13 protein-coding genes are annotated in these 13,363 nt (G+C 65.2%); 3 read left to right on the top strand and 10 right to left on the bottom strand.

The features are described from left to right. The coding region (locus tag DL237_RS15085; RefSeq protein WP_233545016.1) for an AI-2E family transporter at positions 1-1,516 on the bottom strand (1,516 nt) is incomplete at its 3' end. Between the two features lie 310 nt (positions 1,517-1,826). Here DL237_RS15085 and ettA point away from each other — a divergent pair. Then, positions 1,827-3,482, top strand: coding sequence for an energy-dependent translational throttle protein EttA (ettA, locus tag DL237_RS15080; RefSeq protein ID WP_119399914.1), 1,656 nt, complete (start codon positions 1,827-1,829; stop codon positions 3,480-3,482). A gap of 154 nt (positions 3,483-3,636) precedes the next feature. Here the strand turns inward: ettA and DL237_RS15075 are convergent, their stop codons facing one another. Both DL237_RS15075 and DL237_RS15070 read right to left on the bottom strand, forming a co-directional pair. Continuing rightward, entirely contained in the window at positions 3,637-4,185 is a 549-nt protein-coding gene (locus DL237_RS15075) for an REP-associated tyrosine transposase (RefSeq protein ID WP_119399913.1), read from the bottom strand. A 138-nt stretch (positions 4,186-4,323) separates the two neighbouring features. Next, complete coding sequence (locus DL237_RS15070; RefSeq protein WP_119399912.1) at positions 4,324-4,746, bottom strand: DUF4168 domain-containing protein; 423 nt, start codon at positions 4,744-4,746, stop codon at positions 4,324-4,326. A 574-nt stretch (positions 4,747-5,320) separates the two neighbouring features. Between DL237_RS15070 and DL237_RS15065 the strand changes: the two genes are divergently transcribed. Then, positions 5,321-5,527: a cold-shock protein gene (locus DL237_RS15065; protein WP_119399911.1), complete on the top strand. Its 207-nt coding sequence runs from the start codon at positions 5,321-5,323 to the stop codon at positions 5,525-5,527. A gap of 341 nt (positions 5,528-5,868) precedes the next feature. Here the strand turns inward: DL237_RS15065 and DL237_RS15060 are convergent, their stop codons facing one another. Next, positions 5,869-6,255 (bottom strand): BrnA antitoxin family protein, encoded by a 387-nt coding sequence (locus DL237_RS15060; RefSeq protein ID WP_119399910.1) that lies wholly within the window; start codon positions 6,253-6,255, stop codon positions 5,869-5,871. A gap of 508 nt (positions 6,256-6,763) precedes the next feature. Between DL237_RS15060 and DL237_RS15055 the strand changes: the two genes are divergently transcribed. Next, a complete protein-coding gene (locus tag DL237_RS15055; RefSeq protein ID WP_119399909.1) occupies positions 6,764-7,753 on the top strand; it encodes an FUSC family protein in 990 nt (329 codons plus the stop codon). Here the strand turns inward: DL237_RS15055 and DL237_RS15050 are convergent. The 6 genes from DL237_RS15050 to pcaG all read right to left on the bottom strand — a co-directional run bounded on the left by DL237_RS15050 (position 7,750) and on the right by pcaG (position 13,360). Further along, complete coding sequence (locus tag DL237_RS15050; RefSeq protein WP_119399922.1) at positions 7,750-8,055, bottom strand: ArsR/SmtB family transcription factor; 306 nt, start codon at positions 8,053-8,055, stop codon at positions 7,750-7,752. The two genes, DL237_RS15055 and DL237_RS15050, sit on opposite strands and share 4 nt — an antisense overlap. 114 nt (positions 8,056-8,169) lie before the next feature. Next, positions 8,170-9,393: a mandelate racemase/muconate lactonizing enzyme family protein gene (locus DL237_RS15045; protein ID WP_119399908.1), complete on the bottom strand. Its 1,224-nt coding sequence runs from the start codon at positions 9,391-9,393 to the stop codon at positions 8,170-8,172. Further along, positions 9,390-10,475 (bottom strand): zinc-binding dehydrogenase, encoded by a 1,086-nt coding sequence (locus tag DL237_RS15040; protein ID WP_119399907.1) that lies wholly within the window; start codon positions 10,473-10,475, stop codon positions 9,390-9,392. The genes DL237_RS15045 and DL237_RS15040 overlap by 4 nt, the downstream gene beginning before the upstream one ends. A 241-nt stretch (positions 10,476-10,716) precedes the next feature. Beyond that, a complete protein-coding gene (locus DL237_RS15035; protein ID WP_119399906.1) occupies positions 10,717-12,045 on the bottom strand; it encodes a lyase family protein in 1,329 nt (442 codons plus the stop codon). Continuing rightward, a complete protein-coding gene (locus tag DL237_RS15030) occupies positions 12,045-12,761 on the bottom strand; it encodes an alpha/beta fold hydrolase (protein WP_119399905.1) in 717 nt (238 codons plus the stop codon). Before DL237_RS15030 ends, DL237_RS15035 begins: the two co-directional genes overlap by 1 nt. Beyond that, positions 12,761-13,360, bottom strand: coding sequence for a protocatechuate 3,4-dioxygenase subunit alpha (gene pcaG, locus DL237_RS15025; RefSeq protein WP_119399904.1), 600 nt, complete (start codon positions 13,358-13,360; stop codon positions 12,761-12,763). Before pcaG ends, DL237_RS15030 begins: the two co-directional genes overlap by 1 nt. Positions 13,361-13,363 lie beyond the last annotated feature (3 nt).

The raw sequence follows: 13,363 nt of genomic DNA, 5'->3' as shown, positions 1-13,363 counted from the left end.
CGCCCGCCGGCCGGGCACGGCGCCGCCCGGGCAGGCGCGGCGGTATGCTGGCCGCGGCATTCAAACCGCGCGACACGGCCGCCTGCATGCCACGCGGTCGCGGCACGACCTTTCGCCGGGCGGCGGTCTTGCGCGCGCGCGCTGCGGTGCGCGTCTCGCCATCCAGGAACAGCGCGATCACGAACAGGCCGGGGATGTTGTCGCACAGCACCTTGAGGAACACCAGGAACGGCACCGCCATCAGCGCCCCGGCAACGCCCCACAGCCAGGCCCAGAAGATCACCGCGACAAACACCGCCGCCGCGTTCAGCCGCAGGTGACGCCCCACCAGGTAGGGTGTGATCATCTGCCCTTCGATCGAGGTCAGCGTCATGTAGCTGATCGGCACCAGCAGCGCATGACCGACACTGTCAAACGACACCAGCGCCACGGCCCCGGCAATCGCCGTGCCCAGCATCCCACCCAGATAGGGCAGATAGTTCAGGGCAAAGGCCGCAACCCCCCACAGCAGCCCATAGGGCATCCCGAGGAAATGCAGCGTCGCCCCGATGGCAATGCCAAGGCCCGCGTTGATCACCGTGATCGCCGCAAGATAGCGCGAGATCTGGCGCTCGATATCGCGGCTGATCCGGCGCGCCCGCCGCTTGTTGCCGAAATCGGGAAAGCTCTCGATCAGCTTGTGCTGGAACATGTTGCCCGACGCCAGCAGGAACATCGCCAGCAGCATCGCGATGATCAGCGCCGATCCGGTGCCCGCCAGCGATGCCAGCGCGGTCTGGAGCATCGAGCCGTCGTTGACCACCACCTTGGTTTCCTGGGCCGAATCGCCGCCACCGCCGGCCGCCAGCTCCTGCATCTTTTCGCCGGCCTGTTTCATCCGCTCGACGTTCTGGGCGATGTCCCACAGCTTGACCCGCAGTTCCTGCTGGATCTCGGGGGCCTGCTGGATCAGCATCTGCGCCGGATAGCGCATCATGTAGATGCCATAGGCCATGCCCAGACCAATGGAAAAGATGATCACCACTGCGGCCACGCCGGGTGGCACGCGGAACTTGCCCAGCCAGCGCACCAGCGGCGACAGCGTCAGCGCGATCAACAGGCCCAGCATGATCGGCAGCACCACCACCTTGGCCAGAGAGATCGACCAGAACAGGAACAGCACCAGCAACCCCGCCAGCATGTATTCCATGCGGCGCATCATCGCCTTCTGGCGCGGCGGTTCGGTGGGGGGCGTGGGATAGGTGACATGCGACGACGGGGTGACGTGCTCCTGCGCCGGTTTCTCCTGCTCAGTCTTACCCTTGCCCGTCTTACCCTTGCCCGTCTTCTCTTTCCCCGTCACCTCCGGCGCGTCCCCGCTCTCGGGATCGCGGTGGGCGGTGTCTTCGGCGTCGTCCCCATCGCCGCCCTGACGCTTCGCCTGGGCTCTGGCCGACGCGGCGTCTTTCGGGGGGGCGCCTTCGGGGCGGTCCTGCGCGGGGTGGTCCTGTGGGTCCTGCCCCTTGGTGTCGTTCATCGTGCTGCCTGCCTGACCTTTGCGAAACGCCGGATTGATCCGGACCTAACCTGTTCAACGTACAGCCGCGCCAAGGGTTCCGGCCCGTGCACCCTTTCGCTCCGCCGATCAGCCACTCGGGTCAGCCACCCGGGCCAACCTTGCGTTCCAACCCACCCGGGCCAGTTCTGCGGCCATGGCCGATGTCTGCCCGATTTCCGCAGCCCCGGTGGCCATGCCGATTGCCCCTGCCGCCCCGCTTCTGTATCTAGCGCCAAAGCGCATTCACCCTGACGCGCGCGTCAGCGCAATACCCAGAGGGAGCATCTCCATGGCCGCCTACCAATACGTCTATCACATGTCCGGGGTCTCCAAGACCTATCCGGGTGGCAAGAAGTGTTTCGAGAACATTCACCTGAACTTTCTGCCCGGCGTCAAGATCGGCGTCGTCGGCGTCAACGGCGCGGGTAAATCCACCCTGCTCAAGATCATGGCCGGCTGGGACAAGGATTTCCAGGGCGAGGCATGGCACGCCGAAGGCGCCAAGGTCGGCTATCTGCCGCAGGAACCCGAACTGGATCCGGCGCTGACCGTGCGGGAAAACGTCATGCTGGGCGTCGCGCCGAAACAGGCGATCCTGAACCGTTACAACGAACTGGCGATGAACTACTCCGACGAAACCGCCGACGAGATGGCGCAGTTGCAGGACGAGATCGACGCCCAGAACCTCTGGGATCTCGATGCCCAGATCGACATTTCGCTCGAAGCGCTGCGCTGCCCGCCGGACGATGCCGACGTCAGCACCCTGTCGGGCGGCGAAAAACGCCGCGTCGCCCTGTGCAAGCTGCTGCTCGAAGCGCCCGACATGCTGCTGCTGGACGAACCGACCAACCACCTGGATGCGGAAACCATCGCCTGGCTGCAAAACCACCTGATCGAATACAAGGGCACCATCCTGATCGTCACCCACGACCGCTATTTCCTGGATGACATCACCGGCTGGATTCTTGAACTGGACCGGGGCAAGGGCGTTCCCTACGAAGGCAATTATTCGTCCTGGCTGGAACAGAAGGCCAAGCGTCTTCAACAGGAAGCGCGCGAAGACAAGTCCAAGGTCAAGACGCTGGAACGCGAACTGGAATGGATGCGTCAATCGCCCAAGGCCCGTCAGGCCAAGTCCAAGGCCCGCATCAAGTCCTACAACGAGATGGCCAACCAGTCCGAGCGTGAAAAGCTCTCGAACGCCCAGATCATCATTCCGAACGGCCCCCGCCTCGGCACCAAGGTGATCGAGGTCGAGGGCCTGAAAAAGGCCATGGGCGACAAGCTGCTGGTCGAGGATCTGTCCTTTTCCCTGCCGCCCGGCGGTATCGTCGGCGTCATCGGGCCCAATGGCGCGGGCAAGACCACCCTGTTCCGGATGCTGACCGGACAGGAACAGCCAGACGAGGGCACGGTCGAATACGGCGACACGGTGAAATTGTCCTACGTCGATCAGAACCGCGACGACCTGAACCCCAACGAAAACGTCTGGGAAGCGATTGCCGACGGTCTCGACATCATCAAGCTGGGCGACGCCGAGGTGAACGCGCGGGCCTATTGCTCGGCCTTCAACTTCAAGGGCGGCGATCAGCAAAAGAAGGTGTCGCTGCTGTCTGGGGGGGAGCGTAACCGCGTCCACATGGCCCGCCTTCTGCGCGCCGGTGGCAACGTGCTGCTGCTCGATGAACCGACCAACGACCTCGACGTGGAAACCCTGCGCGCGCTGGAAGACGCCCTTGTCGATTTCGCCGGCTGCGCCGTGGTGATTTCGCACGACCGTTTCTTCCTCGACCGGATCTGCACCCACATCCTCGCCTTCGAGGGCGAGGCCCACGTGGAGTGGTTCGAGGGCAACTTTGCCGACTACGAAGAAGACAAGAAACGCCGCCTCGGCGCCGACGCGGTCGAACCCAAGCGGATCAAGTACAAGAAGTTCGCGAGGTAAGCGAAGAAAAGGCGGCCTCCGGGGCCGCCTTTTTTATTCCGTAGGGCGGGGTTCACCCCGCCGTGTGTTGGCAAATCTCACCACGATATCCTCTTCCGCCCGACCTGCGGTCCACATGCGGCAGCGCACAAAAATGGCCGGGGTGAACCCCGCCCTACGGCCTGATGCGATGTAGCGATGAATATAGCCAGTCTTCCGGCGCAGCGACCAGACCATGTTTCACCGGATTGATATGGCAATACCGGACGTGATTGGCAAAATCCCACTCGGTGCGAATGTGATGTTCCCAAAAGCGCTTTTGCCAAATCCCGGTCTGGCCTTTCCGTAGGGCGGGGTTCACCCCGCCGCCAGCCATCGGCATCGCGCGCCCAAACCTCTCTCCTCCGGAGCGTTGCAAGACGGCCCTGTCGTGGCATGGCGGGGTGAACCCCGCCCTACGGATATTCCTTGAGAACCTCGCCTTGATTGCCGCCATCCGGTGCGAATATTCCGCGTCGCCGCGTGGCAGGCTCCATACGCAGTGGAAATGGTCTGGCAGCACGACAAACGCATCGATCACGAAAGGCCGCTCTGCCATTGTCGCCCGCACCGCCGCGCGCAGCACATCGACATGGCGCACCAGCAGGTCCGACCGCCTGTCTGCAAGGCAGACGGTGAAAAAGATCGACGCGCCTGTGACGCGGGGGCGGATGTATCGCGACATCGCCGCAGTCTGCGCAGACGTGGTTAACAATCCGTAGGTCGCCCAACCCCCACCCCCCAAAAAAACGCCGCCCCCTTTCGGGGACGGCGCTGCTGCGGATCGGTTAGGGAGGGGGCTCCGACCCTCAGCGCTGATCGCTCAGCCGTCGTTCGTCGGCTGCTTCGTGCGATCCTGGATCATCGCGACCAGCCGGTCGTTCAGCGCCGGGTCCTGCTGGGCCGTCTGGCTGATCTTGTTGTAGGTGTCCACGTCCATGCCCTCGGTCGTCGACACGGCGGTCGCCATCTCCTGCTGCGCCTTCTGCGTCAGCTCGGCGGCCTCGGCGTCATCCTTGGCGGCCTGGATCTGTGGCAGGTAACTGTCGCGCACCTCGGAAACCTCGACCGCGGCATCGACAAAGCTCTCGATCTGTTCGTCGCTGAAGCTGGCCTGCGCCTGCTCGCTTTGCGCCACGGGTGGGGCGGTGGGGTCCGGGGCCTCTTGCGCGAACGCGGGGGCCAGCGGGGCGAGGATCAGGCCAGCCGCCGCGGCGGTGCCAAGCAGTTTGGTATGAAAGGTCATCTCTGTCTCCTTCATCGGGTCCAACATCGCGGCGGGGTGCCGCGGGTGTGCCTTGAAAGGTGTCGTGCGGCGGACCGTCCTGCAATGGGGACGCGAAACGGCGGCGATGGCCTGCCGTTTGACGCGCGCAGGGCCAGCGGATCACCGCTATTGGCCAACGCGGCGATGGAACCCGGCCCGGTCCGGCAGGGCGCCGCTGGCCGGGACAGAGGTTTCCGGCGCTCTTCTGCCCGTGGCGCCGAACCGCCGATCCAAAGGCCCCGCTAGCCCTGCAACCCTGACGGGAGAGGCGCGCGGGGCGGCCACCGCCAAGGCAGAACCGCCCCTTTCGCCGTGCTGCAACCCGGTCGCGGCACCGGCGCAACGGCCAGCCGCCCTTAGCGTCATAGAAAACAGGTGGATGCGCCGTTGCGACCTGCTGAAACCTCTTCACACGAATCGGAAACGCTGCCATATTCAGCGGGCTAAGCGACCTCTTTCGACCATTCTGTTTCTGTATGGCTACAGTTATCGATCGACCACGTAGCCGGGCTGCCGCATCCCGCGGGCAGCGAACAAGACAGGAGATTTCCGGATGGCCAACGGCACCGTGAAATGGTTCAACACCACCAAAGGCTTCGGCTTCATCGAACCCGAAGGCGGCCGCAAGGACGTATTCGTGCACATTTCCGCAGTCGAGCGTTCGGGCCTCACCGGCCTGCGTGACGGCGCGAAAGTCACTTTCGACATCGAAGCAGGCCGTGACGGCCGCGAAAGCGCGGTTAACCTCGCGCTGGTCTGAGGCGCGCGCCCACGTGGCCGCGACCTGACACGCACACCCCGAACGCCTGCGGAGCGACCTCCGCGGGCGTTTTTCGTCTCACGCTCATGTCGCAGGGCGGGCAGGGCAGGCGCCGCGTCGTCCGATCGCCCCTTTCGCCCCACGTCTGATTGCACTCCGCCCGCCGACCGGCATGGGCACCCCTGAACCACCCGCGATCGGGGGCAGGTGACAGCGGCCTCGGCTCTGGCTCCGCCGCTGCGTCGCCCGCTGGCATGTCATCCGGCATGTCATCCGGGGCGCTGCACCTCATGATCCCCATTGCGCGTTTCACGGGGCGAATGCCCGTCCGCGCAGTATGGTCAGCGCGGGATATGCTCCAGCGCCAGCGGCGCAGGTGTCGCGGGTGTCTCGTGCTCCTCCTCCGCTGCCGCGTTCAGCAGGGCATCCCCGCGCAGCACCTCGGCAATCTTCATCTGCGCCCAGGTGCCCAGCAGCCGGTTGATGCGCGCCTGGTACCCGCTGCCCATTCCGCGATAGAATTTTGCTACCGAGGCATCCAGGTACAGCGTCAGCTTGACCTTCTTTTCGTGTACATCCAGGTCCTGTTCCAGCGTGTGCCAGGCGTCGGGCACGCGGTCGCGCACCCGGTCGAGGTCCAGCATGTCGTGGCTTTCCTCCCAGGCATATCGGTACAGGCGTTCCTGGGCGATGCGTTGGGTCCGGGTCAGCGGCTTGCGGCGGGTCATGGTGGGCCTCTTTCTTTCTCCCCGTCAATCGGGGCTGTGCGTCTGGGCGGCTCGGGTCTGGCCAGGCGGGGTCGGGTCTGTCGGTCTGTGGGTCTGTCGGTCTGTGGGTCTGTCGGTCTGTGGGTCTGTCGGGTCTTTCGGTTAGCCGGGGCGAACCCGCCGCCGGTTCCGCGCGGCCAGGTCGGTCGTGCTGTGGCCTGCGTTGATCTGCACATCCTCGTTCCGCGTGGTTAACGCCGCGCAACCGCGCCGTGCGCCGCGCCTCGGCACCGTTCAGATACCGTACAGATACCGTTCAAATACCGACGTGGGATTTGTGCGTTTTCAAAGGCTTGCAGCAGGGGCGCCGCGTCGGCGGTGCCGATCTGCACACAGGGCACGTGGATCGCGGCCTTGCACCGGGTGGCAGGCGGCCTTGCGCCCGGTCCGGCGATCGTGGCCTAGCCAGCCCGGGGAACTGGGATTACACCCCGGTGGTACACAGGGCATCAAGGGGTTTCGGGGTCTCATGCAGCATTGGATCTGGCGCGCCGTTCAGCTTTTCGTCGCAGCGGCCTGCGCGCTCGCCCTTGCGTGGATGCTGGGGCTGCACAATCCCTACTGGGCGGCGATGCCGGTCTGGGTGGTCAGCCAGGCCTATCGCGAAGACCTGGTGATCCGCGCCATTCTGCGCGTGCTTGGCACGTTGCTGGGGGCTGCTATCGGCTTGGCTGCGCTGCATTTTCTGCCCAATCCGGTGCTGCTGACGCTGGCCCTGGGGTTGGCCGTCGGCGGGGCGACGCTGGCGGCATTCTGGATCGGCACCGTCTACAGCTATGGCGCGCTGATGGCCGCGATCACGGTGGCGGTGGTGATCCTGCCTGCGGTGGCCAACCACGCCGCGCCGCTGAACCTCGCGGTCGATCGCGTCTGGTGCACCCTGATCGGCGTCGTCGCGGTCACGGCGGCCACCTTTCCCTTTACCCCGGTGCGTGGCGAAAAGCTGGCGTTGCGCAAGAACCATGGCGGGGTGCGCGCGCTCAAGAACGGAGCCGTTGCAATGGGTTGCGCCATCTTCGGCATGACCGTCGCGCTGCTGACAGGACAGTTCTGGGCGGTTGGGCTGGCGCTGGCACTCAGCATCTTTTCGGCCATCATGGGCGGTATGCCCGATGCCCGCCCGGTGATCCGCTACATCCTGCCCGGCAGCGCCATCGGCGTTGCGGCGGGGATCGTCTATCGCCTGATCGGGGAGTCCCTGGCCCTGACCCCGCTGGGGTTGTACCTGTTGGTGGCGGCCTTTCTGGCGGCTGGCGCGCTGTTGCGGGCCAACCCGAAAACGGCGCCGTTCGGCCTTGATTCCAATATGATATTTCTGCTCACGGCCGAGGTAGGGACCATCGGACATGGGGCGGTCAACGAACTGATGGGCGGCGCGGCAATGCTGGTGGCGGCGCTGATCGTGTCGACCCTGCACCGCTGGTTGCTGCCGCCCGGGCTGAGCGAAAAGCCCGCCTAGGCTGACCGCTCCACCTTGCCTTCGGGGGCGCAGAACAGGGAATACAGAAGGCCGATGATCTCTACCGTGTTGGGGTCCGCGATGCTGTAATACACGGCCTTGCCATCGCGCCTTGTCTTGACAAAGCCCTCTTCGCGCAGCCGGGCCAGCATCTGGCTGACGGCAGCCTGGCGCGTGTCCAGCAGCGCCTCCAGCTCACTGACCGATTTCTCACCCGCACCGAGGTGGCACAGGATCATCAGACGCCCCTCATGCGCCAGCGCCTTGAGAAAGGATGCCGCCATCTTGGCGTTTTCGGCCATTTCGCGCGGGGGGGGAGGCAAGTCCACGATATCAGTCACAAAATCCGGTCCGTCTGGTCTGAGCACGCCGCGCACAAACCAGCAATAGGCCGCGTCACACAACGCGCAATCCGGTCAATCGCGAGGGGCGCCGCCTTGAAAGGCATTGTCCATATCATAGCGACAGGGGGCTTCCTGCATCTCCAGGTGCAAGTGGCTACCGATGTATTCATGCCGCCGCGCGAGCGTTTCGTCCAGTTCGAATCCAAGGCCAGGGGCCTCGGGTGGCGAAATAAAGCCATTTTCAACGCAAATGCTGCCACCAATCAGGGCGGAATGGAACGGTGTCTCGATCGTTTCGGCCATCAGAAGGTTGGGCGTCGCGGCGCACAGGTGAATATTGGCAGCCCATTCGACCGGTCCCGCATAGAGGTGCGGCGCGATCTGCGCGCCGTAGGCCTGCGCCAGCACGGCGATCTTGCGCGACTCCCACAGCCCACCCGCGCGGCCGAGGGCCGGTTGCACAATGGCCACCCCTGCCTCCAGCACCGCGCGAAATTCGGCCAGGGTGGTCAGCCGTTCGCCAGTGGCGACAGGCAGTCCCGATTGTGCACAGACACGGGCCATCCCGGGCAGGTCGTCAGGGGGCACCGGTTCCTCGAACCAAAGCGGATCATGGGGGGCAATGGCGCGGGCCATGCGCAGGGCACCGGCGGCGGTGAATTGCCCGTGGGTGCCGAACAGCAGGTCGGCGCGGCTGCCGACAGCGGCACGCACGGCGGCGCAAACCTCAGTCGAATAAGACAAATCCGACATCGACGGCATATGCCCGCCCCGGATGGTGTAGGGGCCCGCAGGGTCGAACTTGACCGCCGTATAGCCGCGCGACACCAGATCAGCGGCGCTCTCTGCGGCCATGTCGGCGCTGCGCCAATAGCGGGCCATATCGTGGTGAGCGAGGGGATAGAGATAGGAATAGGCCCGGACGCGATCATTCATCTTGCCGCCCAGCAATGCCCAGACGGGCCGCTCGCGCGCCTTGCCAAGGATGTCCCAACAGGCGATTTCCAATCCGGAAAACGCCCCCATCACGGTCAGGTCCGGGCGCTGCGTGAACCCCGACGAATAGACGCGGCGGAACATGAGCTCGATATTCTCGGGGGACTCGTCGGCCATGTGGCGTGCGAAGACGTCGCGGATCACGGCCTTCATCGCCTCGGGACCGACGCTGGCGGCATAACATTCGCCCCAGCCGACGATCCCGCAGGCGGTCGTGACCTTGACCAGGATCCAGTAGTGACCGCCCCACCCCGGCGCGGGGGGCGAGGTCACGATGATATCCAGGTCGGCAAGCTTCATTTGAACAGGATGACGTTGCGGCGGGCACTGCCGCTAAGGGTATCCGCAATCGCCTCGTTGATCTGATCGAGGCGCCAGGTGCCCGAAATCAGTTCGTCCAGCTTCAGCCGGCCCTGGCCATAGAGGTCGACCATCCAGGGAATGTCACGCTTGATGACGACATTGCCCATCTTCGACCCGACGATCGCCTGACCCGCATCCGCCATGATCAGCGGTGAATAGCTGGCGGTCTTGTCACCATGGGGCATACCGACCATGACGATCCGTCCGCCACGCGCAAGATAGCGGGGCGCCATGTCATAGACCTGAGCGACGCCGACGGTGACCAGCACAGCATCAGCGCCCCGGCCCAGGATCTTTTTCACCGCGCTCCAGGGTTTGCCTTCGGCGTTCACGACGTCGGTCGCCCCGAATTCCCTTGCGGCCTCCAACTTTTCCGGCAGCATGTCTACGGCGACGATCCGGCGCGCGCCGGCAATGCGCGCACCCTGAATGGCGTTCAGCCCGACACCGCCCGCGCCGATCACCACCACATCCTGACCGGCGGTAATGCCACTGGCATAGACCGCGGCCCCGACCCCGGTGATCACCCCGCAGGAAATCAGCGAAGCGGCCCCCATCGGCACCGTGTCGGGGATGGCCACGACCTGGCTCTGATCCACCACCATCTTTTCCGCGAAGGCGCCCGACGCCATGGCCTGCATCACGGGGGTTCCATCGGCCAGTGACAGCGCGCTTTGCTCCATCGAGTCATATGGCGTTTCGCAGATGGTGGGGTGGCCGCCGCCGCAGGTGTCGCAATGGCCACAGGCGCGGATCAGGGTGACGCAGACCGCGTCTCCGACGTTTAGCCCCTGGATACCCTCGCCAAGGGCACTGATGCGCCCCGCGGCTTCGTGTCCGTAAACGGCAGGCAGCTGGCCCCCAAAGCCGCCTTGCCAGAAAGAGATATCGGAATGGCAGATCGCCACCGCCTCCAGCGTGACTTCGACCTCGCCCATCCCGGGCGCACGCAACATCACCTCCTCGATGGTCAGCGGTGCGTTGAACTCACGGCAAAGGGCGGCGCGGATTTTCTGCATGTCGTCTCTCCCCTGTCTGGGGCGCAGCGTGGCTGCGGCCCCCAGACAATACAAGTGTGAAATATAATTCCTCTTGTCGAAATTAGACACCTCGACGCCGTTTGAACAAGGCGAAAATGGCAAGGTGCGCGCCTGCGCCTTGCCGCCGAGGGTCGCGGCGCCCGATCCCGGTCGCGCGCAGAACATGCGAACGCAGCCGGCGCGTAGGCTGGCCGACTGCATATTCGCAAATGTGGTCGTGTCAGATCGCGCGTGCGGCCGCGGCAAAGGCGCGGGCATTCGCGGGGGCATCGCCCATCTGCTGATCCGGCTCGAACAGGCCGCTCAGGTCCAGATCGGGATAGGCCGCCCGCGCCAGTTCACCCAGCGGGGTTCCGGTCGCGATCACCTTTTTCGCCAGCGCCTTGACCGCCTCCTGCGCCTGCGGGCGCGGCATCGTCGCCGCCAGGCGGAACGACAGCGCCTCGGCGTGCAGCAACCCGTGCGAACTGGTAAAGACCTCGGCCATCGCACGGCCGTCGGGGGTCAGGCCGGGCACCATGTCCTGTGCGGTTTCCAGTGCGGCACTGGCCGACAGGCACAGTTGCGGCAGGGTCAGCCATTCGGTGAACCACGCAGCCCCGTCGCGTTCCTGGCGCGGCATTCCGGCGCTTTGCATCATGGCGTTCAGCCCGATCGCCTGACGCGCCAGCGCCAGCAGGACCGAGGGCTGCACCGGGTTCTGTTTCTGCGGCATGGTCGAGGATCCGCCAGATGCGCCCAGGCGCACCTCGCCCGCGCTGGATTGCGCCATCAGGATCAGGTCGTCGCCCATCTTGCCCAGCACTTGCGCCATGCGCGTCAACCAGCCTGCGATGCGCAGGACGGGGCCGCGATCGGCGTGCCAGCTGCGACCGGGGTCGCGCAGGCCCAGCCCCTCGGCCAGGGCCGCGCGCAGGGCCGCACCCTGTCCCGCGAATTCAGCCCCTGTTCCGGCAGCACCAGACAGCGATACCCAGAGCGATGCGTCGCGCAGCGCCGGCAATTCGCCCAGCAGGTCCAGCAGCGGCCAGCCCCATCCCGCGACGTGGCTGCCAAAGCTGACAGGGGTGGCAAACTGGCCATAGGTGCGTCCCGCCATGGGCAGGGCGGCATGGGCCTCGGCCATATCCGCCAGCGCGGCCAGCAAGGATTTCACACCGGCCTCGCAATGGCTCAGCAACTGGCGCAGGCGCAGCATCTGGCCGCTGTCCATGATGTCCTGCGACGTCGCGCCCCAATGGACGTATTGCGCGTGCTCGGGGGCCTCCAGCGCCTTGCGAAAGGCGGCGACAAGGCCCGGCACGGGCACACCGTTCTTGCCCGCGCCCACGGCCAGACCACCGGGATCAAGCGGGATTTCCAGCGAGGCGCGATGGATGAACGCCGCGCTGACCTCGGGGATCAGCCCGAGAGCGCCCTGCGCCTTGGCCAGCGCCCCCTCGACGATCAGCATCGAACGGACCTCGGCGCTGTCGGTGAACAGGCGGCCCGCGTCGCCTGCCGGGAACAGCTTGTTGTACATCTGGCTATCGTGCACGGACCCGGCCATCAGTTCGCCCCCGCAATCTGTGTCAGCAGGACGGCAAGGCCGGCGGGATCGGAAAGAAAGGGGGAATGGCTGGTCGGCATCTCGTATCGGTCCTCTGGCGCAAAGGTCGCGGCCATCTGCGCCTGGTATTCGGGCGGGATGGTACGGTCATCGGTGCAACGGATATAACAGCGCGGCACCGAAGCATAGGCCGCGCCAAGGGTGATCGGGGTGGCTTGCGGCCGGATCGGTTCAGGGCAGAGCCGCTCCGTCGCCCAGTGTGCGGTGGTCGAGGCGACGTCGTGATAGAACAACGGGACGGCCTGCGCGGGGTCTGCACTGTAACTCAGCCCGTCGCTGGATTTTCGCACCGCGCCCAGCAGGGGCTGGCGGGGCTGTTCCCGGCGCATGTCAATCATCGAAAGGCCGTCGCGCGGGGCGTAAGCACAAAGGTAATAAAGTCGCGCGATTTTCGTCGGTGCAAGTTCTGCCGCGGCGGCGATGGCGAAACCACCCGCGGAATGGCCCAGCAGGTGAACGGGTTCATCCGCTATCTGCGAAACGATGTCTTGGGCGTACAGGTCCAGCGTCATGTCGCGAACGGGGCGCGCATCGGCTGCGCGCCCCGGAAGGTCGATGGCACGGGCGCGATGGCCCGCCTGCTCAAGCTCGCGGATCAAGTCACGCCAGCACCACGCCCCGTGGCATGATCCATGGATGAGCAGGAACGCGGCCATCAGAGGTCGAGAAAGACCGTTTCCTTGTCGCCCTGAAGGACGATGTTGAAGATATATTTCCCCTCGCCGGTCTTCTTGGCGATCAGCGTGTCGACGCGCGGACGCTGTTCGATACGGTTCAGCAGCGGATCGTTGCTGTTGTCCTCGTCCTCGAAATAGATCCGGGTCTGCAGGCCGGTGTTGATGCCACGCGACACCACCCAGAGCGAGATGTGCGGCGCCTGAACCACGCCACCACGGCCCTTGTAGGTGCCCGGCTTGACGGTCCGCAGGGTGAACTTGCCACTCTCGAAATCTGCGCCGAAACGGCAGAACCCGTTGACCGCAGGGTCCGCGCCCTCTTGCCCGGCAAACAGGCCCGAGGCGTCGGGCTGCCAGCTCTCGATCATTGCGTCGCGCAGCGCCCAGCCGGTGCCGTCGATGACTTCGCCCGTGATTTCAATGATTTCGCCCTTGGCGCCATCGGAAATCGGGCTTGCGCCAATCTCGACCTCGTAGATGTCGGGGATGCCTGCGTAGGTGGGCATACAGCCGATGTGGACGTAGGGGCCCGCGGTCTGCGAGGCCGTTTCGACCAGGGTATCCAGTTTCTGAACCATGGT

The organism is Pseudooceanicola sediminis, assembly GCF_003575965.1.
In the GTDB taxonomy this organism is placed as follows: domain Bacteria; phylum Pseudomonadota; class Alphaproteobacteria; order Rhodobacterales; family Rhodobacteraceae; genus Pseudooceanicola; species Pseudooceanicola sediminis.
The sequence above is the reverse complement of the archived record's forward strand: the minus strand, read 5'-3'. Positions and strand labels throughout refer to the sequence as shown.

Bases quoted from the DNA above. Each gene is read 5' to 3' on its own strand.
- DL237_RS15055 (WP_119399909.1), top strand. From the start codon at position 6,764: ATGCAGCATTGGATCTGGCGCGCCGTTCAGCTTTTCGTCGCAGCGGCC.
- pcaG (WP_119399904.1), bottom strand. From the start codon at position 13,360: ATGGTTCAGAAACTGGATACCCTGGTCGAAACGGCCTCGCAGACCGCG.
- DL237_RS15030 (WP_119399905.1), bottom strand. From the start codon at position 12,761: ATGGCCGCGTTCCTGCTCATCCATGGATCATGCCACGGGGCGTGGTGC.
- DL237_RS15050 (WP_119399922.1), bottom strand. From the start codon at position 8,055: ATGGCCGAAAACGCCAAGATGGCGGCATCCTTTCTCAAGGCGCTGGCG.
- DL237_RS15045 (WP_119399908.1), bottom strand. From the start codon at position 9,393: ATGAAGCTTGCCGACCTGGATATCATCGTGACCTCGCCCCCCGCGCCG.
- DL237_RS15060 (WP_119399910.1), bottom strand. From the start codon at position 6,255: ATGACCCGCCGCAAGCCGCTGACCCGGACCCAACGCATCGCCCAGGAA.
- DL237_RS15075 (WP_119399913.1), bottom strand. From the start codon at position 4,185: ATGTCGCGATACATCCGCCCCCGCGTCACAGGCGCGTCGATCTTTTTC.
- DL237_RS15070 (WP_119399912.1), bottom strand. From the start codon at position 4,746: ATGACCTTTCATACCAAACTGCTTGGCACCGCCGCGGCGGCTGGCCTG.
- ettA (WP_119399914.1), top strand. From the start codon at position 1,827: ATGGCCGCCTACCAATACGTCTATCACATGTCCGGGGTCTCCAAGACC.
- DL237_RS15035 (WP_119399906.1), bottom strand. From the start codon at position 12,045: ATGGCCGGGTCCGTGCACGATAGCCAGATGTACAACAAGCTGTTCCCG.
- DL237_RS15065 (WP_119399911.1), top strand. From the start codon at position 5,321: ATGGCCAACGGCACCGTGAAATGGTTCAACACCACCAAAGGCTTCGGC.
- DL237_RS15040 (WP_119399907.1), bottom strand. From the start codon at position 10,475: ATGCAGAAAATCCGCGCCGCCCTTTGCCGTGAGTTCAACGCACCGCTG.